At 41.0% G+C, this 26,000-nt stretch carries 22 protein-coding genes; 9 read left to right on the top strand and 13 right to left on the bottom strand.

Features of this window, described 5'->3' with window-relative positions; genetic code table 11:
• Positions 1 to 89: 89 nt before the first annotated feature.
• Genes LEP1GSC185_RS12765 through LEP1GSC185_RS12750 form a run of 4 tightly spaced genes read left to right on the top strand, consistent with a single transcriptional unit; the run spans position 90 to position 7,238 of the window.
• A complete protein-coding gene (locus LEP1GSC185_RS12765; RefSeq protein ID WP_008589678.1) occupies positions 90 to 1,370 on the top strand; it encodes an imelysin family protein in 1,281 nt (426 codons plus the stop codon).
• Positions 1,370 to 3,790 (top strand): TonB-dependent receptor family protein, encoded by a 2,421-nt coding sequence (locus tag LEP1GSC185_RS12760; protein ID WP_008591157.1) that lies wholly within the window; start codon positions 1,370 to 1,372, stop codon positions 3,788 to 3,790. Before LEP1GSC185_RS12765 ends, LEP1GSC185_RS12760 begins: the two co-directional genes overlap by 1 nt.
• Positions 3,791 to 3,823: 33 nt before the next feature.
• Positions 3,824 to 6,340: a circularly permuted type 2 ATP-grasp protein gene (locus tag LEP1GSC185_RS12755; protein WP_008591283.1), complete on the top strand. Its 2,517-nt coding sequence runs from the start codon at positions 3,824 to 3,826 to the stop codon at positions 6,338 to 6,340.
• Positions 6,333 to 7,238, top strand: a complete 906-nt coding sequence (locus LEP1GSC185_RS12750; RefSeq protein ID WP_008590205.1) for a transglutaminase family protein — start codon at positions 6,333 to 6,335, stop codon at positions 7,236 to 7,238. The genes LEP1GSC185_RS12755 and LEP1GSC185_RS12750 overlap by 8 nt, the downstream gene beginning before the upstream one ends.
• 53 nt (positions 7,239 to 7,291) lie before the next feature.
• On the opposite strand, the gene LEP1GSC185_RS12745 is transcribed toward LEP1GSC185_RS12750, so the two are convergent.
• Positions 7,292 to 8,380, bottom strand: coding sequence for an acyl-CoA desaturase (locus LEP1GSC185_RS12745; protein WP_008591484.1), 1,089 nt, complete (start codon positions 8,378 to 8,380; stop codon positions 7,292 to 7,294).
• Positions 8,381 to 8,555: 175 nt separating this feature from the next.
• Here LEP1GSC185_RS12745 and pyrE point away from each other — a divergent pair, with 175 nt between their 5' ends.
• Together pyrE and LEP1GSC185_RS12735 are read left to right on the top strand one after the other, a co-directional pair.
• A complete protein-coding gene (gene pyrE, locus LEP1GSC185_RS12740; protein ID WP_008590431.1) occupies positions 8,556 to 9,113 on the top strand; it encodes an orotate phosphoribosyltransferase in 558 nt (185 codons plus the stop codon).
• Entirely contained in the window at positions 9,113 to 9,823 is a 711-nt protein-coding gene (locus LEP1GSC185_RS12735) for a hypothetical protein (RefSeq protein WP_008590208.1), read from the top strand. Before pyrE ends, LEP1GSC185_RS12735 begins: the two co-directional genes overlap by 1 nt.
• Here LEP1GSC185_RS12735 and LEP1GSC185_RS12730 read toward each other — a convergent pair.
• From LEP1GSC185_RS12730 to LEP1GSC185_RS12705, 6 genes are all read right to left on the bottom strand, one after another.
• Entirely contained in the window at positions 9,820 to 10,770 is a 951-nt protein-coding gene (locus LEP1GSC185_RS12730) for a hypothetical protein (protein ID WP_008591762.1), read from the bottom strand. The two genes, LEP1GSC185_RS12735 and LEP1GSC185_RS12730, sit on opposite strands and share 4 nt — an antisense overlap.
• Positions 10,771 to 10,819: 49 nt before the next feature.
• Positions 10,820 to 13,327 carry an FtsX-like permease family protein gene (locus LEP1GSC185_RS12725; protein WP_008590893.1) on the bottom strand — a complete coding sequence of 836 codons (2,508 nt, stop codon included), beginning with the start codon at positions 13,325 to 13,327 and terminating at the stop codon, positions 10,820 to 10,822.
• Complete coding sequence (locus LEP1GSC185_RS12720; RefSeq protein ID WP_008590393.1) at positions 13,324 to 14,031, bottom strand: ABC transporter ATP-binding protein; 708 nt, start codon at positions 14,029 to 14,031, stop codon at positions 13,324 to 13,326. Before LEP1GSC185_RS12720 ends, LEP1GSC185_RS12725 begins: the two co-directional genes overlap by 4 nt.
• 380 nt (positions 14,032 to 14,411) lie before the next feature.
• Positions 14,412 to 15,533: a SpoIID/LytB domain-containing protein gene (locus tag LEP1GSC185_RS12715; protein WP_008589513.1), complete on the bottom strand. Its 1,122-nt coding sequence runs from the start codon at positions 15,531 to 15,533 to the stop codon at positions 14,412 to 14,414.
• Positions 15,534 to 15,593: 60 nt separating this feature from the next.
• Positions 15,594 to 16,937 (bottom strand): class I SAM-dependent RNA methyltransferase, encoded by a 1,344-nt coding sequence (locus LEP1GSC185_RS12710; protein ID WP_008590887.1) that lies wholly within the window; start codon positions 16,935 to 16,937, stop codon positions 15,594 to 15,596.
• A 3-nt stretch (positions 16,938 to 16,940) separates the two neighbouring features.
• Positions 16,941 to 17,384, bottom strand: coding sequence for a hypothetical protein (locus tag LEP1GSC185_RS12705; RefSeq protein WP_008589780.1), 444 nt, complete (start codon positions 17,382 to 17,384; stop codon positions 16,941 to 16,943).
• Here LEP1GSC185_RS12705 and LEP1GSC185_RS12700 point away from each other — a divergent pair.
• The gene (locus LEP1GSC185_RS12700) at positions 17,383 to 17,922 is read left to right on the top strand and encodes a hypothetical protein (RefSeq protein ID WP_008590009.1); all 540 of its coding nucleotides are present in this window, start codon (positions 17,383 to 17,385) and stop codon (positions 17,920 to 17,922) included. The genes LEP1GSC185_RS12705 and LEP1GSC185_RS12700 overlap by 2 nt on opposite strands.
• Here the strand turns inward: LEP1GSC185_RS12700 and LEP1GSC185_RS12695 are convergent.
• The 4 genes from LEP1GSC185_RS12695 to LEP1GSC185_RS12680 form a co-directional block, all read right to left on the bottom strand.
• The gene (locus tag LEP1GSC185_RS12695) at positions 17,919 to 18,794 is read right to left on the bottom strand and encodes an alpha/beta hydrolase (RefSeq protein WP_008591212.1); all 876 of its coding nucleotides are present in this window, start codon (positions 18,792 to 18,794) and stop codon (positions 17,919 to 17,921) included. The two genes, LEP1GSC185_RS12700 and LEP1GSC185_RS12695, sit on opposite strands and share 4 nt — an antisense overlap.
• Entirely contained in the window at positions 18,760 to 20,790 is a 2,031-nt protein-coding gene (locus LEP1GSC185_RS12690; RefSeq protein WP_008591424.1) for an Lnb N-terminal periplasmic domain-containing protein, read from the bottom strand. The genes LEP1GSC185_RS12695 and LEP1GSC185_RS12690 overlap by 35 nt, the downstream gene beginning before the upstream one ends.
• Before the next feature lie 73 nt (positions 20,791 to 20,863).
• Positions 20,864 to 21,343 carry a DUF3015 family protein gene (locus tag LEP1GSC185_RS12685; protein ID WP_008590522.1) on the bottom strand — a complete coding sequence of 160 codons (480 nt, stop codon included), beginning with the start codon at positions 21,341 to 21,343 and terminating at the stop codon, positions 20,864 to 20,866.
• 11 nt (positions 21,344 to 21,354) lie between these two features.
• Positions 21,355 to 21,849: a DUF3015 domain-containing protein gene (locus LEP1GSC185_RS12680; RefSeq protein ID WP_008589479.1), complete on the bottom strand. Its 495-nt coding sequence runs from the start codon at positions 21,847 to 21,849 to the stop codon at positions 21,355 to 21,357.
• 484 nt (positions 21,850 to 22,333) lie between these two features.
• On the opposite strand from LEP1GSC185_RS12680, the gene LEP1GSC185_RS12675 reads away from it, so the two are divergent.
• Together LEP1GSC185_RS12675 and LEP1GSC185_RS12670 are read left to right on the top strand one after the other, a co-directional pair.
• On the top strand, positions 22,334 to 22,660 hold the full coding sequence (locus LEP1GSC185_RS12675; RefSeq protein WP_008590379.1) for a TRL domain-containing protein: 327 nt from the start codon (positions 22,334 to 22,336) through the stop codon (positions 22,658 to 22,660).
• A 163-nt stretch (positions 22,661 to 22,823) separates the two neighbouring features.
• On the top strand, positions 22,824 to 23,960 hold the full coding sequence (locus LEP1GSC185_RS12670; protein WP_008590255.1) for a hypothetical protein: 1,137 nt from the start codon (positions 22,824 to 22,826) through the stop codon (positions 23,958 to 23,960).
• Between the two features lies 1 nt (position 23,961).
• On the opposite strand, the gene LEP1GSC185_RS12665 is transcribed toward LEP1GSC185_RS12670, so the two are convergent.
• Together LEP1GSC185_RS12665 and LEP1GSC185_RS12660 are read right to left on the bottom strand one after the other, a co-directional pair.
• The gene (locus LEP1GSC185_RS12665) at positions 23,962 to 24,606 is read right to left on the bottom strand and encodes an LIC12231 family lipoprotein (RefSeq protein ID WP_008589490.1); all 645 of its coding nucleotides are present in this window, start codon (positions 24,604 to 24,606) and stop codon (positions 23,962 to 23,964) included.
• Positions 24,607 to 24,686: 80 nt separating this feature from the next.
• Positions 24,687 to 25,868: a hypothetical protein gene (locus LEP1GSC185_RS12660; protein WP_008591234.1), complete on the bottom strand. Its 1,182-nt coding sequence runs from the start codon at positions 25,866 to 25,868 to the stop codon at positions 24,687 to 24,689.
• Between the last annotated feature and the right edge of the window lie 132 nt (positions 25,869 to 26,000).

The raw sequence follows: 26,000 nt of genomic DNA, 5'->3' as shown, positions 1-26,000 counted from the left end.
TCGTGAGAACAGATCTCAAAAACAGTTGCATCCTGCTCTATAAAAATAATTCTGATTCTCAAGATAAAGAGCCCAGTTTCGAGGGAACTATGCGACCAAACAATTCTGTTAAAAGCAGACGATTCGGCAGGTTTTTCCGGATTAAAAAGCTGATCCTTACTGCTTGGATCATTCTAAGTATTTTCTTACTTTCCATTCTTATTTCTTGTTCTCATAAGAACGCTGCATCAGGTGCGGCAAATACGAATGGATATCTCTATCGAATGTTCAATTCGTTCGATCCTAGATCTCTTTTGCAGAATTTAGGAAATAATATAATTCCTCCTCTCTTTGTAAATTTAGAAGCTAGCCGCCTCTCTCTTGTGGCAGCGACGGATAGTGTATGCTCTTCAGATACTCTTGCTAGTGCGCAAGCAGCCTGGATCGCTCACGTAAGTGATCTTAAAAAAGTAGAACCTTTTAGATTTGGGACCACTCTCTCTTCTTTTTCCAAAATGGATCCTTTCCTGATCGATTATCTTACAGAGGCTCCGCCGAGCTCGGGCGATCTGGATGACCTGGATGGCTTTGATCCATCCGGAGATTTTTTGGATGCTCAAACCTATATAGCCGGATTTGATAACGATGCCAAGGGAATAGGCGCGATAGAATATCTTCTTTTTAGCCAAGCGGGAGTGAATCGTGGAACTGCTCCCAGCTGTTCTGATTTTGCAAACGCTCCTAACGGAAGGTCCGCTCTTCTTAGGGCTTTAGTAGTTAATTATAGCGGACATGTGCAGAATGTAACGAATGCCTGGGATGTAAGTGGAACAAATCCTTTAGGTACACAGCTTGCAACTGCTGGGAATGGATCTTCCACTACATTTCCGAGTTCGGATGCCGCGTTAGACGCTGTTTTCGCGGGAGTGGTCCAACTCTTGACCATCATGAAGGATGGAAAATTGGAAATTCCTGCGGGCCTTTCCGGAGGAGGGAACGGTTCTGTTCCTAAAACGGATCGTGCAGAGTTCAGATTTTCAGGCCAATCTTTCCAGAGTTTGATCAATAATTTCAGTACTTTTAAAGCGATCTATACCGGCAATGGAACAGGTGCTGGACTTTCGGATTACGTAAAGTTTTATAGTCCCGCTTTGGACGAAGAGATTAAGGGAGAGATCGCCGAACTAGAAGTACATTTAGGAGATATTACTCCTTCTCTTTCTCCTTCCGATCCTTCTACCGCTTGGGGAAGTTCAAACGCCGCGAATTTTACGGCAATCCAAGCTTGTATTGAAGAGTTGGGAGAATTGTTGACCATCTTAAACACTGAGTTAGCCGCTCTTACAGGCTCGAATCCCGTTTCCGGCGGGCCAGGAGGGGACGGAGATTAATGTTGCATAAACAATTCCGTTCTTCTCTTATTATATGTATTTTAACTTTTTCTAATTCTTTCCTTTTTTCCCAGCCGAACGGAAATGCCGGGAATAACGGAACTTCTTCCGAGACTGAGCAAGAAGATCCTTCTAAAAAGGAAGTGTCCAAACAGGAAGAAACTCTTGCGGAAAAGAAAAGAAGATTTTTAGAAAGCGGTCAGATCAATGTGATCGGCGCGAAAGATGACGATATAAAGAAGATCCCCGGTTCCGCGAATGTGATCGGTAAAAAGATCTTAAAAGAAACAAATCCTGTCGATTCGATGGAAGCTTTACGTAGGGTTCCTGGTGCGACCATCCGTTATCAAGATGCGGTAGGTCTTACTCCGAATATTGCATTCAGAGGAGTTAGTAACGAAGAATCTAGAAAAACTTTGATCTTAGAAGACGGTGTCTTCACTTCTTTGAGTCCTTATGGGCAGCCTGAAAGTTATTTTGTGCCTCATATAGATAGAATGGAAAGGGTAGAAGTCGTAAAAGGTTCAGGATCTATTCTTTTTGGACCTACAACTTTAGGCGGTATAGTCAACTATGTGACACGTAAACCTCCGGAAAAACCTACGTTTAGTGCAAAGGTGATCGGAGGAATGAACGGTTATGCTTCCAGTCTTTTGCAGTATGGGGGGACCAACCAAACTACGAATACCGGTTACGATATTTCTTACATGCGCAACCAAGGAAACGGTTTCAGGGATTACCAAGGCTTTAGAGTGAACGACCTAAACCTAAAGTTGATCCAGAAATTAGGGGAAAAGGATTCAGTTTTCTTTAAATACCAATCTTACCAACAAGAGGCACAGTCCACGTATTTAGGACTGACTCAGGGTTTATACTGGAAGAATCCCAGGATCAATCCGGCTAGATACGACCAAAAATCCATCGATAGACAAGCTGCAGTAATAGGTCACGATCACACTTTTAATGAAAATTGGAAGATGATCACAAGAGCGTATTGGACAAATGTAGGCTTCTTATTTCGCCAAGAATCTTATTCTTATAATAATCTGACAGAATTCGGTTTTCCTGCGAGACCTCCTGAAAATGCGGTTGGAGTTTATGCTCCGGACATTATAGGAAATCAACCTGGGGATGTGATTTACATGTTAAATTCCACTCCGAACAGGCATTCTTTCTTTAAGACAGGCGGTTTGGAAACTAAGGTAGAAGGTAAATTTAATACGTTCGGTTTGGATCATGAGATCGCTTTCGGCGCGAGAATGCATTATGAATCCGTAAATGCCGCAAATAATGTGTTTCCTTATCCGACTCTTACAAAAGGCCTTACCACCCAACAACAAAATCGGAATGCAAGAGCTTACGCTTTATATGTCCAAGATTCGATTAAGATTACTGATAAGTTTAAGGTGATCCCCGGAGTCCGTTACGAACATATTTTCCAAGGAGTGTATACTCACCGAAGACTTGCGACCGAGAATGATGTTACCAAAGGATATGCAAATACTGTCGGTCAATCCATCTTAGTGAACGACGCAAACGAGACTTACACTAAGGTGGTTCTACCGGGTATCGGATTAACTTTCGATATTACGGAAAAATTCATCTGGTTTGCCGGTGCACATACTGCTTTCTCTCCGCCTACGTTCTCCACTGTTCAAAATCCTGCATTAGGTTTAGGTTATAAACTAAGTGCGGAAAGATCCAATAATTACGAGACAGGTTTTAGGGGGAATATTACCCGCTACTTCTACACTCAAGTCAGTACTTATGCATTGTATTTTTCGAATCAAATCGTAAATACGAACGAAGCAGGTTCAGGACTTGGAGCGGTCCCGATCAATGCTGGAAGATCCGTAAACAGAGGTGTGGAGAGCAATTTTGTTTTCGATTTCGGAAAATTTGCGGAGTCCAGGTGGGAGATCCCTCTTGAGTTTACTTACTCTTACACAAAAGCGATCTCTACAACTTACGTTCCTGTAGGAACGATACAAAATGCGGATGGGACTGTGAGTATCACGAACCAACCTTTATATTCGATCAATTCCGCCGGAAATTTGATCAAAGTAAACACAAACGGAAATTATCTGCCTTACGTTCCTATGAATGTTTTTATAGGTGCTATCGGAGTTAAAAGTCCGTCCGGATTTTATGCCCGAGTGGAATATCAGTATTTTGATAAACAATATTCCGATTTACAGAATACCAAAAACCAAAGTACGGACGGAAGCCAAGGCGTGGTTCCTGCATACGGAATTTGGAATGCCGACTTCGGTTACGAGGCGCCGGGCGGAAGATGGTCTATATTTGTGAACGGAAAAAATTTAGAAGATAGAGTGTATATCTCCGGAAGACTTCCAGTCGGGATCCAACAAGGTCCGTACAGACAAATCAATATCGGGGCTACTTTAAAGCTGGATTAAAATCGGACGGGGAGTGACAATGTCTCCCGGAAGATGAATCAGAGAACTTCCCAAGCAGCAAATCTTCTCTCCGGATATAAACCTGCTCCCGGAGTCTATGACGAGCTATGCCTGCCCGACGGAAAGTCCAGGGAAAAATACGAATTTTTACTTCGCACTTTAAATCATCTGGGCGGAGCGGAATTAAGAAGACGCAAAGAAGACAGCCTCCGTATCCTAAAGGAAAGCGGAGTAACGTATAATGTTTATGGGGACGAGAGAGAAAGAGCCTGGGGACTGGATCTTTTTCCTCTTCTCATGGACAGCAAAGAATGGGACGAGATCGAAAGAGGTCTTTCCCAAAGATCCGAACTACTTAACGAAATTCTAAAAGACGTTTACGGTCCTAAAAGGTCCTTATACGAAAAAAAGATCCCGCACGAGGTTCTATTCCAATCAGGCGGTTTTTTAAGAGCCTGTGCCCCTGTTTATGATTTTACAAATTTCCGTCTGGCGTTCTTAGCAACCGATATTAGCAGGGATAGCCAAGGGAATTTTTATGTGATAGGAGATCGAGTCCAGGCCCCTTCCGGCTCCGGATATGCTTTAGAAAATCGGATCGTTCTTTCTCGTATTTTCCCATCTCTTTACAGAGACTCACAAGTACATAGAGTCGCGTTATATTTCAGAGCATTACGAAAAACATTAAATTCATTTTCTTCCAATAAAGATAGGGAACCTCTTACTATTCTTCTGACTCCTGGACCCGGAAACGAAACCTATTTCGAACACGCATATCTTGCCGGTTACCTGGGATATATTTTGGCCCAAGCGGAAGACCTAACGGTTAGAGATAATAAGGTCTTTCTCAAAACTATAGAAGGTCTACAACAAGTGGATGTGATTTTTCGTCGAGTGGACGATTGGTACATGGACCCTCTTGAGTTAAAAGGAGATTCTCTTTTAGGAGTTCCCGGCATCTTGGGCGCGGTGAGGGCAGGGAATGTCACTGTGGCTAACCCTATCGGTTCTGGATTTTTAGAGAATCGAGCAATTCATCCATATCTTTCTAATTTATGTAAATTTTATTTGGGCGAGGATCTGATCCTGCCGAATGTTCCTACTCTTTGGATGGGAGATGAAAATTCCCGTAAGGAAGTTTTCTCCAATCCCCATAAATATACGATCAAGCCTGCAATTCGTTCTCCTTTAGATTCTTCCGTATTCCTTTCTACCTTGAAAGAAAAGGAAATGTTCGATTTGAGAACTAGGGTGGAAACAAGGCCGGAACGTTATGTGGCACAGGAAATACTTCCAGGTTCTACTTCTCCTATTTTTTCGGGGGACTCGGAAGAACTTTTGATCGGTAAATCCGTCTTACGCACTTTTACCTGTCTTTCTGAGAACGGATATACATGTATGCCCGGCGGACTAGTCCGGGTCTCTCCTAAAGCGGACGAACTGATCATTACCAACCAAACGGGAGCTATATCCAAGGATCTTTGGATACTCGCTTCGGAAGAGAAGAAAGAGTTCAGTCTTCTTCCCGGACAGATCGGAAGGATCCCAATCAAAAGGAAGGGTTCCGGGATCCCGAGTAGGGTCGCCGACAATATGTTCTGGATGGGACGTTATGCGGAACGTGCAGAGAATATGTCCAGACTTCTCAGAGAGACAGTGCATAAGATCTTAGAAGCGGAGGAATCCTATGAAAAGGATCAGTTCTCTATCCTTCTTAGCGTATTGGACCAACTATCCGGATACAGTATGGGTTTTTTTGAAACGAACGGAATGGATTCCTTAGATTCGGTCCGGGAGAAAATATTCCAATTGGCAACTTCTCCTTATTCTTCCGGAAGTATTCGCCATGATCTGAACTTTTTCGTGGGAACCACCAAGGCTGTTCGTGACAGGATTTCGGACGATACACGTTATTTGATTTCCAGATTGGAATCGGAAGCTCCAGGAAATTCTAGTTACGACGAAGTGTTGGAATACTTACAAAAATTGGTAAACCTGTTTGCTTCTCTCTCCGGACTTGCGAACGAAAGTATGAGCCGTGAAACAGGTTATTTTTTCCTGGATATGGGCAAAAGATTGGAGAGGGCACAGTTCCTTGCGAGACTGATACTTGCTACTATAGAAAGGTCTTCCATATACAATAAGAGTATGTTCGAAAGTCTTTTGAATGTGAACGACATTCGGATCACTTACAGAAGACGTTACAAATATAGAATAGAAGCGGAATCCGTAGTGGATATTCTGATATTCGACGAAAGTAATCCTCGCTCTCTCGCTTTCCAATTAGAAAGATTAAGGGAGAATACCTTATTCTCTTCATCCGGAAAAGAAGAAGAAATTTCCGAAGAGATCCAGAGACTCACCGACGTTTTAGTTCGTTTCGGAGAAGAAGATGCAAAACGTATTTTCGAATATGCCGATCCTGCCGGAGGACTTCGCAGGTGGTTAGAAGATATTCTCGCCCAATTAAAATCCGTTTCCGACGCTGTTGCCACCAAATATTTCCGCTATGTGGAAAACCAAGTTAGATTGGGAGGACCCTATGGCTGAGTATTCCGTTCGTCACTTGACCCATTATACTTACGAAAAGGAAGTTTCTCATTGTTTGAATTTGGCCCATCTTTGTCCTACTTCCAATGAAAGACAAATTTGTAGGGAATTCCGGATAGAAATACTTCCTAAACCTAAATATACAGAATTCAGAACGGACTATTTCGGGAATACGGTATACTCTTTTGCAGTAGAAACCCCACATAATATTTTGTCCGTGACTGCAGAAGCAAAGGTTTTCACTTCCGAGCCGGACAAGAAAAAAGATCAAATCTCGATTACAACCTCCGAAATATTACAAAAGTTGAAAACGGTTACCGAAAAAGAAGATATAGAAGCCATGGAATTCGTTGGCGACTCCGCCTTTGTGAGTCGATCCGTTTCTTATAAGGATTTTTTACAAAAATACCTGCCGATGGATCGTCCTTATTTGGAATCTGTTTTGGAATATGTAAAAAGATTCAGAGAAGATTTTAAGTTCAAGGCGGGAAGCACTCATATCTATACTCCTCTGGACGAGGTCTTGGAAAAAAAGGAAGGAGTCTGCCAGGACTTCACCCATCTTTCAGTGGCAGCATTCCGTTCTTTGGGCTTACCTTGTAAGTATGTATCCGGTTATATTGAAACCTATCCACCTCCTGGAAAACCTAAGTTAAGAGGAAGCGATGCTACTCATGCTTGGATCTCAGTGTATTGCCCCGGACAAGGTTGGTTCGATTTCGATCCTACGAACGGAAAAGCGATCACCGACGAATATATTCATACATCTATGGGGCGCGATTTCTCGGATGTGTCTCCTTTGAAAGGGATCTTATTCGGGGGTGGGAAGCATAAATTGAAGGTGGAAGTGGATGTCTCTCAGTTAGGAGATCCTACACATTTAGGAAATCATATCTAAAATGAAAAAGGCCCTCCCGAAGGAGGGCAATGGATCAGGTACTGGGAATAATATCAGACCGGTGCTAGATCTCCGGAAACGAATCTTTTCCAAGTGTTCAACGCCACTTTGTATTCCGATTCGGCTTCTTTGACTGCTTTTTTACCTGCTTCTTCTTTTACAGATTTTAAATTGATCATTCTTGCTTGGGATTCCTGAACGGAATTACGCAGAGCTTCTAATCTTTCTTCGAATCCTTGGTTTAAGGTTTGGGATTTAGCTTCTAATTTGTTACGTAAAGCCTTCTCCTCCATCACCATCTTTTTACGCAGGATCTGTTCTTCAGAGATAGTTTTTCTATCGCTAGCTAAACCGAAGAATGCAAAGGTATTGATCAACCATTTGGTCGGATCGTAATCGAACCAACGAATTCCGTTTCTGTAATCCGCTTGAAACTCGTGGTGGAAGTTATGATATCCTTCGCCAAAAGTGAACAATGCTATGATCCAATTGTCCTTAGCAGTATGTTTATCTGAGAAAGGTTGATCTCCTTTATAATGTGCCAAGGAATTGATAAAGAATGTCATATGGTGGTTGACCGCAATTCTTAAAGAACCTGCCAATAATAAACCACCTAACGCATCTCCCCAAAGAGCGCAAAGAAGAGTAGGGAAGATAAATCCCATGAAAATAGCGATCGGATAATAATGATCGTCTTGGAATTTCACCCATTTGTCTTCGTAAAGATCGTTCACGTTAACCGGAGTTCTATGGTCCCTATTCTCGAATAACCATAGAATATGAGCGTACCAGAATCCTTTCGTGATCGCATAAGGATCTTCTTCCTTATCTACGAATCTATGGTGAATCCTATGGTCGGAACTCCATTCGATCACTGATTGTTGGAACGCAGCCGCTCCGAAAAGAATATAAAAGAGTTTTACCGGTAAAGAAGCTTTGTAAGCTCTATGCGAAAACAGACGGTGGTATCCCCCGGTGATCGCTAGTCCCGTAGCTGCGGTCATAAATAGATACACAAGCCATGTGTTTAATGGAATACCTCTGGTAAATAATAAGGCACCCGTCCCAATGACCCCGATGATCGGAGTCGCTATTAAGAAGATTGTGGTCTTCAATGCGTATTTCTTTTTCGTTTGTTCCATGTCGGCTTTCCCGTCTTGGTTTTTATGATAAGAGCGGAATCGAGGACCCAGGTTGCGAAAAAATTCGGAAATTTAGAATTTTTCCTGCAGGCCGCGATAAGGCTCAAAAATCTGTTTTTTCCTGAGGAGTTTCTACTATTATGGGATTCCGGGCCTTGCCCGAGGGAGATCCGCTTTGAGGGAAGAATTGTTTCAACTCATTCAAACCCACGCCTATCGTTTCCGAGAAGAACCGTTTACTCTGGCTAGTGGTAGAAAATCCAGGCATTATTTTAATTGTAAGGAAATCACTCTCCATCCTCAAAGATTGGAATTACTTTGTAAGTATATTGTGGAAAAACATCTCCCGGAATCCGGTCTGGATAATGAAGAAGCCTTTGGCGGTCTCACAATGGGAGCAGATCCGATCTGTTTCGGAATCGCTTTGGAATATCGTAAACAATCCAAGAATGTGTTTCCGCTTATCGTTCGAAAACAAGCCAAAGAACACGGTACCAAAAACCTGGTAGAAGGCGGAGTGAACGCGGTCAAATCCTGTGTGGTTGTGGATGACGTGATCACTACCGGAGGTTCTACTTTGCAAGCAATCAAAAGTTTGAGGGATGCCGGACTGGAAGTGAGAGCTTGTATCTGCATTTTGGACAGAGAGGAAGGCGGAAGAAAAGCGATAGAAGAAGAAGGGATCAAAGTTTTCCCTTTATTTAAAAAATCCGAATTCGGAAGTTTAGATTAATGTCCGTATTCAAATACGATTCCCCCGTTTTTAAGAAAAAGCTGCTGATCCGCACCGGACTTGTGCTTTCGGTCTTTGTAATATTCATCGGCGTAAGTTTCGTTCAGGTGGAATTGGACAAAAGATCCGCATTTCTTTCCATGTATTTGCTTTTGAGCGGAGTACTTATACTTCTTCTTTTGAAAAATTATAGAAGGCAGTTAAAAGTTTTGGAAGGCGCCAAAGTTGAATTGGATTCTTCTTCCTTAAAACAATGGAACGCGAAAGGCCAATGTATGGAGTTCGAATTTCGCGATCTGGAAAGTATAGAAAAGGATAGATTTCGCGGTTATGAAAGGATCTTGCTAATCTCTAAACAAGGAACTTATATCCCTATATTAAATATAGAGAATATGGATCAGTTCTTAATCGAATTAGAAAAGAAGTCCGGCAAAAAGGCGAAAGTTTTCGAAGAAGATACTAAGGTCCTAAGTTGGAAATCGTTAATCGCATTTCTCCCTTCGATAGGAGCTGCAATCGCCTTTGGAAGCGGCTATTGGAAAGAAAAACAAGATGCTCTCTTTATAGTATTCGTAGCGAACGCGCTTTTGTTTATGATCTATTTTCCTAAAGATAGAATGGACACGGGATATTCCGCAAGAAGACGTTATATCTTTATCTTAGTGATATTGCTGATCGTTTTTATCGCTCGATATTTCGAGTGGGTTTAACTTTGGATAGATCCTGAATTGGTGATTCCTTTCAGGATATTCATTTTTTTCTGAGCAAGCCTTCTTAACTCGGTCATCTCTTCCGTAAAATTTCGCAGTAGAGGGTCCAAGTGCACATGGTTCTCCATAGTCTGGACGCTATCTCTTACATACTTTAGATCTTCGAAGTTGACTAACTTTCCGCTTAGTATCAGTTTGCGCACCGTATCGAATTCGTATTTTCTCAAATGAATACGAATTAAAAATTCCGCCGAAAACTTGGAAGTAAGTCTGGACCAAGGGCTTTTAGGATTAAAAGAGACCTCGTTAGATGCGACTGCGTCAGCCGCTCTTTTATGACCTAAAGGAGAACCGCTTCCCCCGCCCAAAGATGTGATTTCATAATCCGGAATATCTCTCGCAACAGTAACCGGAGTCCCACTTCTTTCCAGTAACTCAGATAATAAATTTCTGCGTCGATTATCGTCGTAGTCGTTGGGAGCCGCCGTAAGAACTCTTTGGTATTCTTCCAGCATCACCGCAATATTGATAAACCTTCCCAGAGGAGTGTTATTATGTTCTTTGATCTTGGGAAATAATTCTCTAGTGATCTGGAAGGGAGATTTTCTTTTATAGTAAGTTGCCTCGTAGGCCTTCTCCAATTTTTTCTCCGCAAAGCCTTTCAGTTCGTTTACGATCTTAAGGTCCGCGTAGATATAAGCGTCTACTCCCTGGTCTTGATCCCTGGCGTTTTTGGACTGTTCCGGAAGAACAATCTTAATGATAAAAATATACTTAGCTTCCCTGAGCATTTCCAGGGTTTGTCGGATCTCATGTACATCCCTGGAAAAGAATGCGATCATATCTTTCAAAAAAGAATCGGAAGTAGGAATCCGATTGTCTTCCTGCATATTGATCTTTTTGATCTCTTCCGCAAGTTCCAGGGCGATTTCTAGCTGAGTAGCCATTCGAAGGAATAACTTACTTACAGGCAGCTGGGAATCAAGATAGTTTTCCTTATTCAGGACTGAGCTGGAAGCTCATTTTTCTCAATAAACGTAAAGGATAAACGGCGGAAACCCAACCTAAGATAGGCGCAAAAATCAGGATAAATATCGGGGTTTCCGGTAAAAATGAGAAGGTTAAGGTCCAACCGAAGGCGTTCTTATTAACCACATAAAGGATGATGGGGGACATGATCAGGGAAGAGATGATCCCGAAGAACGCACCGAATCCTGTCAAATAAACCGACTCTGTTTTGAGGATAGTCCCAAGCTGATCCTGAGATGCTCCTAAATATTTGAGAAGACCTAAGATCCTACGTTTATCGTATAATGTATGGACCAGAGAAGAAAGGAGGGAAATGACGGATATCAGAATGGCGGTCGCTTTCAGGGAATCCAAAACTCTGAATACCTTATTGATCTCGTAAAGATAAATTTCCCTGAGTTGTGTTGAATCAAGCAAGATCAAATCTTTGTATTTGGGATCTGAATTCAGAAAATCCAAAATTTTCTTTTTGGAATATTCCATGCCTGAAGAGCCTGAATATTCCTTTTTTAAGAAAAGTTTAATAGAGTTAATAGTCTTAACTTCGAAGTTTTTCTCATAGGAACGGATATCCATCATCACAGTTCCTTTTTCCGAGAAAAAATGCTCCTTAATACCTTTAATGCGAAAATCTTTTTTACCGAAAGGGGTTTGGGAAACCAACACATCTCCCACTTTCAGCTTTTTTAAATGCGCCATGTTCGAAGAAATTAAAATATCCGTTTCTTCTTTTACTTCGTTCTCTATTCTTTCCGGTTTATCCTGATAAACGGAAAAATCGTAAGCGTGAATGATAAAGTTCCCTTTGTCGGTTTCAAACGAAGTATTTACCAAAAATCCGTCCAAATATGAGCTTACTCCCAACTCTCTGATCTTTTCGGGAAGATCTTTGGGGACTCCTCCATGGATACCTGAATGAAAGAATCGATCGTTGATGATCGTAAAGTCCGAAGGATATTCCGAATCTACCCAATCATTCAGTGATTTTTTATAACTGTCGGTAAGAATGGTCAGGCATAAGACTAAAGAAACCGCAAGCATCACTGTTGCCGCAGTCAAAGTATTCCTTCCCGGATTTTCTTTTAATTCTTCCAGGCCGATCCTGAAAAAAGGAAAACTTTTGTCGCTTCTGTCCAGAATTTTGGAAACACCGGAACTGAATAAGGAAAGAAGATAAGGAAAAGCGAATGTGATCCCGATAGTAACACCTCCCACTCCCAGCAAACCGGGCAGAGGGAGTTTCCAAGGAGAAGGAATATTAGAGATCCCTAAAGAAGAAAAAAATATGATTCCACCGTAAATTGCCAGTCTGGAATTTGGGATCTGCCTTTTATCTTTCTGAGAATCTCTTAAGATAGAAAGGGGAGGGACCTTCCCGGCTCGGATCGCAGGATACACGGAGGAAATGACCGAACCCAAGATCCCGAGCCCCCCAGCAAGACCCAAATCGGAAAGAGAAATAGAACTGTAAGTGGATAATATATTTTTATCTACAAGCCCTGATTCGGGACGGAAAAAATCCAAACCGGAGAAAAATATCCCAAATACGATCCCTAAAACGGTTCCTATACTTCCTAGTAAGACCGACTGGCTTAAAAAAAGAAAAATAGAGGATCTAACGTCCAATCCTAATGTCCTTAAGATCCCTAGTTCTCTTTCTCTGCTCAAATACAAACCGGTCATGGTGTTCGATACCATGAAGAATGCGATCAATAGCGAGATAAAAGAAATGATAAGTAGATTTAATTGAAAAGAACGAAGTGCATTCGCGGATTTTTCTTGGATCTCTTCTGAAGTTTCTATTTTGACATTCGATCCTAAGATCCGCTGCAAGTTTTCTTTTATACGTGAAAGGTCCGTATCGGAAGATTTTAAAAGAAGATAATCCGCGCCTTGGATATCTCCGAGCTTTTCTTGGATCAGGGAAATATCTTCAATGATCAGAAAACCGCCTTCCATATCCACCGGAACGTAATTTTTAAACTCCCAGTTTTTTCCGTTTAACAATAGGCTAAAGGGGGCGCCTTTAAATTTCTCCGCTAAAGACTTGGATACATACGTTTTTTCTAATGGACCGGAAGTTTCTGAACCGATATCTTCCTTTAAAGGAATTCCCAAATGTTCTTTGGTAAGATCCATTCCCATATATAGAACTCTCAGATTATCCGATGAAATTCCTTCTTGTTGTATTCTAGGTCTGATTGCTGAAATATTTTTGAGATCATGATGAGAATGTATCTGAGAAAGGATTTGCCAATCCAAACTTTGGCCTGGCCTATTTGAGGAAATTTTTAAATTAAAATCTCCTTTTAAGTATCCCATGGAAAAATCGATCAGAGATTTTTCCGCTTTGTTTGCATTGCTCGTAGTGGATAAGAATAGGCCCACCCCCAAAGAAATTCCTAAAAGTGCGAATATAAATCTAGGAAGATGAGTCTTAAAATATTCGTACAAAAATAAGAGGTATAAATTCATACAAGATCCAGGGCAGGGTTTTGTTCCGGTAAGATGAGTCCGTCCTTCATCTTGAGTCGGACCTTTCCTTTTTCTCCGATCTCCTTGTCATGAGTTACGATGAATAGGGAAAACTTTTCCTTTTCTTGCAATTCTAATAGAAGTTCTAAAATTTTATGAGCGTGATATGTATCTAAATTTCCGGTAGGTTCATCCGCCAAAACGATACTCGGACGTTTTGCAAGCGCTCTTGCAATCGCAACCCTCTGTTGTTCTCCACCGGAAAGTTCGTCCGGTTTATGTTTGGTGCGATGGGTTAGATCCACCTTTTCCAATGCTTCTTTTGCGATCTCTCTTGCTTTTGATTTTCCCAAACCGGAGATGTATAAAGGTAAAGCTACATTCTCTAAAGCGTTTAAGTAAGGAAGAAGGTGAAAAAATTGGAATATGATCCCGGTCTCATTCCTGCGGTATTCTGTGAGTTCCTGTTCCGTAAAATTGCTTAGATTTTTTCCGCCGATCCAAACTTCTCCGGAATCAGCTTGGTCAATCCCGGAGAGAATATTCAAAAATGTGGATTTACCCGAACCCGATGGGCCCATCAAAGTTAAAAATGTATCCGGAACATCTATGTTGATCCCTTTCAGGACAGGGAAGTTTTGTTTTCCGTTTATATAGGACTTGGTTAGATTTCGGATGGTGATCTTGTTTGTCGGATTCGACATGATCCTATTTTGTTTTCTTTAGTAGAAGAAGCAAGGGAATATTCACACAGAGACACAAAGGGCAACGAGACGCAAAGAAATTTTCACGCAGAGCCGCAAAGACGCGGAGAGGGTGAGTGATGGATTCTTAGATTATATAATGGTTTTATAGATTTAAAATAAGTTCGGGGACAAACGATAGGTTTGCATGTAGTTCGTAAAGAACACTGAGTTTTTTCTCACACAGAGACACAAAGGCGCGGAGATAAAGGGAAATGTAGGAATTCCAACACCGCATATAAAAACCTTCCCGGCTTTTCTCTGCGGCTCAGCGTCTCTGCGTGGGAATCTTTGCAGCTCTGTGTGACCAACCCTCAGAGGCTCAATATTCTCTGCGCCTCTTACCTAGTAATTCTCGCGAATTCAATCCCTTGGTAATAATGACGAATGATTTCCGCGTACGTAAAATTCTGTTTCGCCATGCCAAAACTTCCCCATTGGCTTAGGCCCACGCCATGGCCAGCACCCATCCCCTTGATCAGAAATCCTTCACTTTCTCTTTTGATACCGAAACGAAGAGACTTGACTGAAGTTCCGAGTAAGTTGCGGAATTCTTTACCTTTAATTTTAGAAGTGCCTTGTTTACCGATCACTTCCAAAAGATCCACTCTACCGGAAGGAGTTCTGGAAAGAACTTGGACAGATTGGATAGAACCAACGCCTAAGGAAGAAAGAGTTTGGTCCATTTTATCTTGGTTTAAAATTTCTTTCCAAACGAAATTATCGCCTGCTTCATCAAATCTAGACGGAACAGATTCTAAGTACGGAAGTCTTTTGCCTCCCCAAACTTGGTCTGGAGTTTCTGTTCTTCCTCCACTATTGGAATGAAAGAACATATGGATAGGATCGTCTTCATAAACTGCAAGAACGCCTTCGGTATCTCGAACGGCTTGAGTGGTTCTCGGATTCTCTTTCGCCATACCGGAGTAGGCTTGTGAATTCACAGTGGATTCCACATCGTAAGCAGTATCTTTTTTATTCAGGATCTCTCTGATCGCATAAGTCCTGGAACAGATCGCTTGCGCTTTTAATGCTTCGGTAGGCCAGCCTGCTGGAACTTCGGAAGGAACGACTGAATACAAATATTCTTCTAAGGGAACTCTGTTGATGAGTAGAACGTTACCATTCTTATCAGGTTGGAGTAAAATTTCTCCTCTAAACTTTCTTCCCTTATATTCCAAACCGGGATTGTCTGCAACGAAGCGGATCGGTGCTTTTAATTTTTTAGCGTCCAAAGAAACCGCATCGTAAGCACGTTTGATCAGAAGATCGTTCACATCATATACGAAAATCACACCATCCGCTTTGATCATCAGATCGGATTCAGCCTTTCCTAAAAAGACTCGGATCTTTTCGGAAGTTTTGAGAGCGTTCGGAGAATTCCAAGGACGAATAATGACGGTATTACAGCCCCAGACCGCCAAAATTAAGAGTGATAGAATAATGATAGAAAGTCGTTTCATGGGCACCTGTCGGTTTCGTATACCTTTGGTACTTATTATCGAAGAAAAATCGGATTCCCTTCAGCGATTTTTAGGGGAGAAGATGGATACTGCTTCCAGATGGGGAGTCTGAGGGAATGGATCGCAGAGTAGGAATTCCTCCATTTGGTAGGATCCTTCCAGAATGCGGGCATCCCTCAAAAGATTTTCCGGATTACAGGAAATATAAATAAGCTGGGAAACAGGGTTGGAATTTAAGAAGGCACACAACTCGGGGGAAAGACCGCTTCTGGGAGGGTCCGCGATCACTACAGAATCCTTCCAAGGAAGATTTGCCGAAGACATTCTTTCCAGTCCTTTTTTGTGAAATAAATCGAACGCGAGAAATTCTATTTTTTTATCCGGGAAGACCTCTTGTAGGAACTCTTCGCCCGCGGAAACGGAAGAAGATATGATATCAATCCCTAAGATCCTGGAAAAATTTTCGCCGAAAAGAATGGAGAAAAAACCGCTTCCACAAAAAAGGTCAGCGAGATTTTCCGCAGGTTTAATCTTAGATCTGATAAATTCTAAAATTTTAATGAATTCTTTCGGATTCGGCTGGAAGAATCCGTCGAAAGGGATTTTAAATTTTTTACCCCAGATCTCTTCTATCAGATAGATATTTCCTCGGATAGCTAACGCTTCTCCGGAAGCCGAGATCTCGCCTTTTTTGCGGTTGAAACAGAAAACTATATTTTTAGCGCTTAAGATCTCTTTTGCTTTTTCGGCTACTCGGTCCATCAGATCTTCATTCTTGAAGTCTTCCGTAAAAGTTAGGATACTCATGGAATCATCATTGAAGACGGATTTGCGAAGAGTGAGATATTTCAGATAACCTGTTTCTTTTTTGCGATCATATTCCAATTCCGGAAAACATTCCAAAAGTTTTTGAAAAAGAGGCATTTCGGAATTTGCCCAATCTGTTTGAATGGAACAATTACTTATAGGCACAATCCTTCTAAAATTTCCTGACATCCTTAAGCCGACGACACGCCCAGGAAAAACTGCAAAGTCCATACGATTCCTGTAAGAGTAAGAAGATTCGGCTGGAGAAGTTCCTTTGTGGATCGTATTAAAATTTTCTAATCCTTTTAGGATCGGCTCGGATGTTAATTTGAATTGGTCAGGGTAGAGAAGGTGTTGACCGGAACATCCTCCACATTCTCCGAAACTTGGGCATTTAGGAGACGAAGCCCTCGGTTCCAAGCGGGTAGGGTTCCATTTATAGAACACTTTTCTTTTTCCGAACTTGTATACGTCGTATACGTCTCCCGGAAGAGAATAAGGGATCTCTATTTTTCTTTTTCCTAATGTACCTTCTCCTCTTAAGTTAGGTAGAAGGTTCTCAATTTCTAAAACTCCGAAAGGTTCCTGATCAAACATGGATTAAGGACGAATGTCTATATTCTCCAAACCTTGGTTGGTAAATATCTCTTCGTATTTGCTGATATAAGGAGCTTCCTTTTCTATTCTTTCCTCGATCGCCATAGAGGCCACACCAGTTTCTCCATATTCTTGGAGGAAATCCCGTCTGGCCATTCTGTGAATTAGCTCATCCCAGAATAATTCATTATCATAATCGGAGATAATATCGAAAATATCCGTTTGGTCTTCGAATTTACGAGTGGGGAAATATACATCGTCAGCCGCGTCGTAGTCTACGAATTCCTGCTTCCCAAAATCTTTTGCAAAGGAAAGTATGTATTGCTCGAGTTCCGCGTAGGAATTTAATTCCTCGTCACCTTCGTTAAATGCATTGATCATCCAACTGGAGATCGCGATGGATTTTAGTAAGGTTTCGTACTGCTCGGGTGTGAACTCAATTTTCATGAAAAATCCTCGAATTAAGGTCAATTTTAACCGGAGAGCCCAAGGAGCTACCAGATTTTTTCAGGACATTGTCTACTTTAGAACCTTCTTATTTTGTTTATGCCTGGTTTCAGGGATCGGATCTTGTGCGAGTACCCAAAGATTCGACCAACTTAAAAAAGTGAAAGAAGATAAGGCATTGTTGTATGTGCTTAGACCACAAAGAGAGGCGCAGTCCTTATTCTCTTTTACTATAGACTTGTATAAATATCCGGGATCTTTCAAAGAAGGGAATCGAAGTTTATTCCAGAATTTCGGATTGGATTCCGGAGAATATAAGACCTTTGAGTTGGTTCCGGGATTTTACGCGTTGAAATGTAGAGATTTTGAAAAAGTTTTCTTTGCTAAAGAAGGTAAGATCATCTTCTTATCGATAGAACTTTTTAATACGGGTAACTTCTCCTTGCCGGACCTATTCATCCAAGAATCTAAACCGGAAGATGCTCTGAGATCTTTATTAGAAGGTAAAAGAATGTATTGGAGCCCTTCCGAAAATTAGGGAGCCCAGTGAGAGATCAGTTCTTCCAGGAACTTTACGAAATTTTTTGCACCTTTGGACCTTCCCATTTCCATCCAATCCAAATGCCCTGCACCTTTAATCTCCCAGAAAATTTTAGGATCTTTCGCTTTTTGGAAAAGTTCCATACCGTTCGGATAAGAAACGATCTGATCTTCCGTTCCATGGATCACTAATAGTTTTACGGGAGAGATTTGGTCCGCTACTTCTCCTGGGCTTAGATGATCCGAAAAGAAAAATCCGACTAATTGACCTATTGGAAAGAAAAACACTCTCTCAGCTACTGTTTTGGCCACATGTGAATAATACGCGAAAGTTCCATCTCCGACTACCAGCAACAATCCGTCTTTGTTTTGCATTTCTCCAACCGCTCTGATCGCGAGCGCTCCGCCCATACTTTGCCCGTAAACAATCCAAGGAATGCCCAGTTCTTTCGCTCTATTTTGCTCGAATATGAGAACTTCTTTAGAATCTTCTAATATAGCTTCCTTTTCCGCTTCTCCTTCCGAATCTCCATAACCTCTGTAATCCCAGATGACCAATTCGTATCCTTTTTCAACGAGCCAAACCAGGCTGATATAGTGACTCGACATGTTGTCCCCGTTCCCATGGAATTGAAGAATACTTGCCTTAGCCTTTATTTTGGAAGGTTTGAAGATCCAAAGTTTAATATTTGTTCCGTCTTTCATTTGGAGAGAGATTTTTTCAGGTTGGAATCCCATTTTTTCAGGAGGGATATACATTTCTCTAGTTGGATAAAATAACATGGAAGAGCAGTTTCCCAGAAATATAAAAAGAAGAACGGAATATAATATATATTTAAAATTGGTAAACATAGGAGAAACTAGCTTCATTATAATTCCTTTGGGCTTTGGCCTCTAATCTTAATTCATGGTTGGCATGGATCGCATAACGAAAACCTAATTGTGCCTTATAATCGTCCGGTATCCCATAAATTGAAAAAGTGTAATAGTGTAAAGATAGGACCGCTTTAAAAACATCGAAATTGGCGATCCAATAAGCGGCGATTTGTGGGGCAACTACTGCATTCGTATCGTATTTACCGTTGTATCTTACTTTCGCTCCGGCTTGAGCGGAGAATAAGAAACGTTTTGGTCCTTCCGAGAATTGGTCCTGAAAACTATAACCGAAAGTGGTCTCTATATTTGCATTCGTGACCCTTTCATATTTTTCCGATTTAGAGATATCGTCCAGTCTGTAGAGCGTGTAAGATAGATCTTCCGGTCGGAGTAAAGTTTGCCATTCCAGGAGTTTTCGATCCTCTTTGTTTCCTTTCTTTTCATACACGGAAGAGTCCGCTCCTGAATCCACAAAATAAGATACGGATCGACCTAACGAATTATAGGGAGTTAAGGAAAGAAGTCGGATAATATGGAATTCTTCTAGATGAAGTTTTTTGGAATCCTGATAATACCTTGCCTTAAGAGAAAAATAATCCACGGAAGAATTCGGAATATAACCCTGATCTGTATTCAAAAGATCGTGAACCGCGGCTCTATAACCGAATCCAACAAAATTTCCTAAGTTAGAAGTTCCCACTTCGTTATACAATGCGGAACTTCCATGTCCTACATGAGGACTCTGCGTAATTGGAGAATATCCGGAATCCTCATAGTCGGTCGGAAGTTTACTTCTGAACAAAAGTAATTGTTTGTATGTTTGATCCCACCCTTTTGGAGAATCTCCTTCCGCTTTTTTGTAACGAAATGAATCCAGTATCGTGTCCGAAATAAAAGAAATCCTGATCTTGGGATCAGGTTCCATATTTGTCAAAAAGGAAATATTTCCATCTTTCATTACGTTTTCGTAAAGATCCCTTTCGCTCTCGTTCATCTTTCTCAGTTTCTGTATAATTTTGCTATGTAGAGAAGGCCTGTATTTGATATCCTTTACAAGACCTGCCTGTTCCATATATTTTTTAACGGTATCTCCGGGGATCACAAATGGGGCCTTGTCCCTAAGATGAAGACTTGGTCTCGCTACTTCTATCAAAGAGAACAGATGATAAGAGCAGTTCTCGTCTAAAAAATAATAATCGAATGTGGCTGCTCCTAATTCCCAGAGATGTCTGGTCATTCTTTTGACTTCTTCCTCTTTCAGATCCAACTCATATTCCCAAAGATCTCTACTTTCAATATCGTTATATTCCGCAATCTTAACATAATAAGGAAACAAGGAGAATGTCCCGGGATATCCGCCGAACAAACCGAAAATGGAATACACGATCGCATTTGTGGAATCAGGATCCGCATTTGCGGCATAGTTCACGGAATATTCCAAGATCTCTTTTCGATTAGGATCTCCGGAATCCAATTTTAAGAGAGTATGACCAAAGATAGAAGCGGGCGCATTCATATAATAAGAAGCGAATATGATTTTTGCACCTTTTGGGTTTAAAGTAGCGAACCATTTTTCGAATCTGGAACATTCCACTTGAGCAAAATCTCCATCCGGGATGGAAAGTTTTTCCTGGATCCATCTTTTTCTTTCGGGAAATTTACATACAGGATGCATCCAATTTTCCTCTCCGGTCGGAGCGGACACATTCGTCATAAAAGTTTCGATTGCAGAGAGAAGTTCTTGTTTCGGATCTTTTCGTCCTTCTCCGGAAAGGAAAAAAGAAGACGAATCAGCCTCGCTTATCCACCCGAACGTGGTTTTAGTATAATGTAATAGAAGGATCCAGTATCTATCTTCCCAAAGTTTATTGGTTTCCGCCAATTTTTGGTATTTTAAGATCTTTTCGCCGTCCTTTGCATAAGCCGGAAAAGTCCCGAAGATAGAAAATAGAAAGAATATTAGAAAAAGAGAATAATACTTGGTCGGCACTTAGTATTTTAGATTAGAGAATATTCCCTTCTCCTTTCGGAGAAGGGAATTTGACCCTGAAAAGGGATTTACGTTAGATCTTGCAACTTCCGACTAAGGCGGAGTTGTTTGCTACTTCGAATCTCATTTTTTCCAAAAAGGAATCCGGAGTGTTTTGGTCGAAAAGTGCGGAGAATTTTTCTTTTCCTACTTTTCCGAAAGTTCCCATATCGGAACAGCCCATTAAAGAAGCGAAAGCTTCCATTTTTTCACCGGAACCTTTGGCAAATTCTTGCTCCAAAGATTGGAAGTTCATATGAACAAAGATCTGTTGTTCTGCTTGCTTTTGGGTAAAACCGCTTGTCTCACATCCTAAAGTTCCTGTGGAGATCCCGAAAGTTTGGTTTCCGAGAGTTCCGTTAACGGTAGCCGCAATTACTTGGTGAACTTTTTTGTTCTCAGTGATCACGATAGAACCCAGACCACATCCTGCGGCGCCGTGTTTAGCGGAAGCTACGTAAAGTGGAGAAGCTACTAAAGCGAGAAATAGAGATACTGCTAATATTCTTTTCATGAGTTATCTCCTTAAATTTTGCAGCTCTTAGAGAGCACTGCGTCTTTTCTGATCCCGTCTTTTACCGCGCTCAGTAAAGAGGAAGGAGTGGTTTCTTGGGTATACAATACTTCGAAATTGGACTTAGTATATTCTCCCAATTGAGCGGTTCCGTTTGTGGAACAGCCTAGAAGTCCTGAAAGAGCCTCTAATTTTTCTCCCTTTCCTTTTGCCATCTCAACTTCCAAAGAATTGAAATTGAGGGAAACAAATACTTCTTGTACTTTTTCTTTATGGACTAATCCGTCGGTAGCACATCCAGAAGTTCCGGTAGTGATCCCGAAAGTTTGGTTTGCCGAAGTCCCGTTGGTAGTGGCTGCCAAAACTTGTTGGCCACCTTTGTTTTCTTTAAAAACTATAGATCCAAGCCCGCAGCCAGCTACACCGTAGTCTGCGGCGGAGACTGAAATTCCCGAGGACAAGCAGAGTAAACCGACTAATCCTATCGATAGAAGTTCTTTTTTCATAAACGAACCTCTCCTTCCTTTTTAGTTGGAAAATATAAAATTCCTCCAAAAATAAGATGTCAACCAGAATTAAAGAAAACGCGACATTCGCCTTCGTGATAACGGAAAAGTTTTCTCTTTGGAAAGAATTTTTTACTTTGGGGTTTGTTTACTCGCAAAATCACGGACAATCGGAAAAATTTTTCGAAGCCTCTGTCCGTATTTGCGGAAAATTCGGATAAAACTTTTTATATGATTTTTGTCTCCCATTTGGAATACTACTTCTGTAGTTTTTTTGTTATTTTTCTTTTTTTAAATCTTGACTCGAATCTTCTCAAAAAGATGATCCTCTCTTAAGTTTTTACCATTTAGAACATTTTCAAAGACGGTATGACGTTCCTTTCTTATGTTTTTGTTTCTTACCGAAAAACTTTCGGGTCCAACAATCACGCAAAACTAAGCGAAAATAAATAAAAAGTAATATAGTAACACGGAGATAGATTCAATGAGAAAAATCATGTTATTAGCTGCAGCGTTAGTATTGGTTTCTGTATCCAATTGCCTTCCAATTGTTTACGGATCTCTATATACCAACGTAACCGACAACGCGACCATCTTCAACAGAGACAACTCTCAAAAAGACGGAATCGGTGAAAAATCAGGAGAAGCTTGTGCATCTTCTATTTTAGCATTGATCGCTACAGGTGATGCAGGTATCAAAGCTGCTGCTAAAAAAGGTGGAATCAAAGTGGTTAAATCCATTGATTTCAACAGATCCAACGTTCTTGGATCAGTTTACGTTTCCAACTGTACGATAGCTTACGGAGATTAATCATCTCTTAGTTCGTTTATAACGAACAAATCTATCGAATTGTTTCCGATTTGATCCATTCGGATCGTTTAGGTGAAACGGTTTTTAAGGGTCGTGTAAATTTTAATTTTATGCGACCTTTTTTCTATTTCCTAAATTTTCTCTCTTCGTATTTCCTTCTTAAATGAAAACTGCTGATATGATCCGTTCTGGTCCTAAAGTATTCTTATTATTTTCTATATTCGTTTTTTCTAACTTTTGCAGCGGAAGGGCGGACGGAGACCTGAAGGTTCCCGATCCAGGCCCGGAAATGAAAAAAGTTTCCTGCGATACTCCTGCCTATCGTGTTAAAAATCTTTGCGAAGATGAAAAGGCTTATTTGGATTGGGCCTCTAATGCATATCCGGAATTAAACTCGTTGGATAAATTGACTGAGGAAAATCTTTTAAAAATTTCGGAAGAGACTGATGACATAGATAAGGGAGCTGCGATTTTTTATCATAGGATCATCAATGATCCGAAGAATAAAAAGTTTTTGGAATATTTGGACAAGAAGGAGAAGGAATTTTCAGGGAAACGACCCGATTTTTCCTCCAAAAAGATCGTGCTTGCAATGGTGCCAGGGATGTTCTATGCGGATAATCCGAGCGTGGGAGCGGACGGTGCATCTATTCGAAAGATGGTGGCTTCTGTAGGGATTCGTTCCGATCTGATACCGATCGGACAGGTTGGCGATGTGCGCGAAAATGCAAAGATTATCTGCGAATACTTGGAAGTCTCAAATCCGGAAGAAACTGTGATCGTAGCCTCTCCTAGCAAAGGTTCTTCCGATTTTAGGATGGCAATCGAGAGATGTGGGAACGAGCCTTATTTTAAAAAAGTCAAGGGTTGGTATAGTATAGGAGGGATCTTAAAAGGTTCCCGAATGATAGAAGGAATCCTAAATGATTTTTGGACTAAGTTAGAAGTCCGAAGCTACTTTTTTTTCAAAGGTTACGATTGGGATGGATTTTTATCCATCCGAAAAGGACAGGATGCTCCTTTGGATAGAGATTGGAAACTTCCTCCCGGGATCAAAATGATCAATTTGGTCGGAGTCCCATTGTTTAGACATGTGACAGAGAGGGCTCGCCCATATTATAATTTTTTAATGAATTACGGCCCGAATGACGGGATTATTCTTTTATCCGATTCTGTCCATCCTGGGAGTCTGGTATATCCTTCTTTTCGGAACGATCATTATTTTACTAGACCTATGCCTCCGGAAAGGATACTCGCTATGATAGAATATCTTTTGGACCCTAAGGCTCCGACACTTTAAGTTATATTTTAGAAGAATATAGATCCGACTCGAACTGATCTATTACTGCTTGGTAAGCTTCCATTTCGGTGGGATAGGTGTAGTTTAACCAAAGAACGGGTAACGTAAGTATCCATACGAATGCTTTTCTTGTAATTTCATACTCGAAAGTTTTCCAAGCAAAATTGTCCTTATATACGGTAAATGTAATGTTTGCGCCGTCTTTCCCGCTATAAGAAGGGATAATCGTAAAAGTGGCGTAGGAAAGATACAAAAAGATCATAGCAGTCAAAGAAGGATCTTTTTGAGAGGACTTCATATCTATATAATATCCTTTTTCAGGCGGATAATTTTCTATTTCTTTCCAGCCTTTTTGAGACAGTGCTTTTCTGACCGCAGGTTCATTTCTGCTTAAACCGGGAAATCTACTGATCAAAAAATGGATACGATCTTTGTCTTTTTGGGGAGAACTATCCGATTCTAACTCTTTCCATCCTTTTTTCAGAAATTCTTTTCTTCTTTCATGAGGATTCCAATCTTTGGGATCTTCTACGCTGAAGTAGATAATTCCTTTGGAAGGTTTGTCTTTTTTGGGAAAATCAGAATAGCTAATGATACAACTTGCGAAAAGTAAAAGAATGGCGAGGATAGAAATAAATACTCTCATCTAGGTTTCTTGCCTTCCTTTTATAGGCACGAAAGTAATTGGAAATACTCGGTTAGAAGAGGCAAGGAATTTATCCTAACTTACTCCGTTTCTGGGAGCGAATAACCTGTCTCTAAATAGAACTGAAAAGTTTTGTCCAGGCTGTAAGGTCCTGCGTATCTGGAAAGGTCCTTCTCCAATTCTCCGGCTTTTAGGTTTTTATACATGTCTTTCCATTCTTTAGAAATGATAAGAGCCGATTCTTCTTGTTCCGTTTCCGCGACGGATCTGAGCGCAAATGCCAAAACTTCCCAACTGAACGAAGAATGTTTGAGTAATACGTCCCACTCTTCTTTACTCGGACTTTTTTTGGCGCGGATGATCTCTTCTAAAAGTTCGGTCCCTAAGATCCCGGAGTCTGATCCGATTTGTATATAATATCTTCTTAAAGGAAGAAGGTAGTCCTTATCCGGAAACAGATTCTTTCTGAGAGAAAGTAATAGAGCTCTTCTCGCTAATGCGGCGGATTCTACGAACCTTCTTTGATCCAAATATTCCATACTTAATATATGATGAAAGATCGGTTCGTCCCTAAATATAATCGCTCTTTGGAGTAATCCTTCTTCATATAAATAGGAATCTTTAGATTTATAAGATAAGATGCAGAGCCTATGTAGACTTTTATTTCGAGGAAAGTAGGGCAGGAATCTTTTGCATCTTGCTATCGAGTCGTCTATTTTTCCCGCTTTTTGGAAACCTGAGATCTCATCTAATAGAGCTTGTTCTTCCGTTATATATGGATTGGAGGATTCTAATTCTTTTAAAGTGGCTTTATAGTATTCTAGGTCGCCGATACGAGAAGACCAAAGTAACGCTTTGTATCTGAGATCTCTGTTTTCCGGATCCCTGGATAATATTACCCGAGCAGTGTTCAGGGCCTTATCCGGAAATCTGAGTGAATCGTATAGATCCGTCATTTCTTCCAATAATTTGCTTTGCTCCGGATTTAATCGAAGGCTAGTTTCGTAACTTTTGAGCGCTTCTAATTCTTCTCCCTTTCCTTTTTGGGATTTTCCTAAAATCCAATAGTAACGAAAGTCTCTAGGCTCTCCTGTTTCGTCGGCGATCTGTAATTTTTCCAACGCTTGCTGGTATCTGCCTCTTGCTGCTTCTTCCCCGGCCTGTTGGATCAGCTCTTCCCAAGAAAAGGTTGAACTCAAGGCCAGGACCGATTTTATAGTGCAAATAACTAAAAAGAACCAAATGGAAAGTGTACGTCTCATAAGCGGAAGCCCCCTTTAAACAAAGGCTCTACTTGGGGGAGAATTGCCCGGATCCGCGAGGCGATCTTCTCCTTAGCTTTGGCTAACACAGTTCCCATCTTTTTAAACCATCGGAAATTTTAAAAAAAAACA

The organism is Leptospira licerasiae serovar Varillal str. VAR 010, from assembly GCF_000244755.1.
Lineage (GTDB): Bacteria > Spirochaetota > Leptospiria > Leptospirales > Leptospiraceae > Leptospira_B > Leptospira_B licerasiae.
The sequence above is the reverse complement of the archived record's forward strand: the minus strand, read 5'-3'. Positions and strand labels throughout refer to the sequence as shown.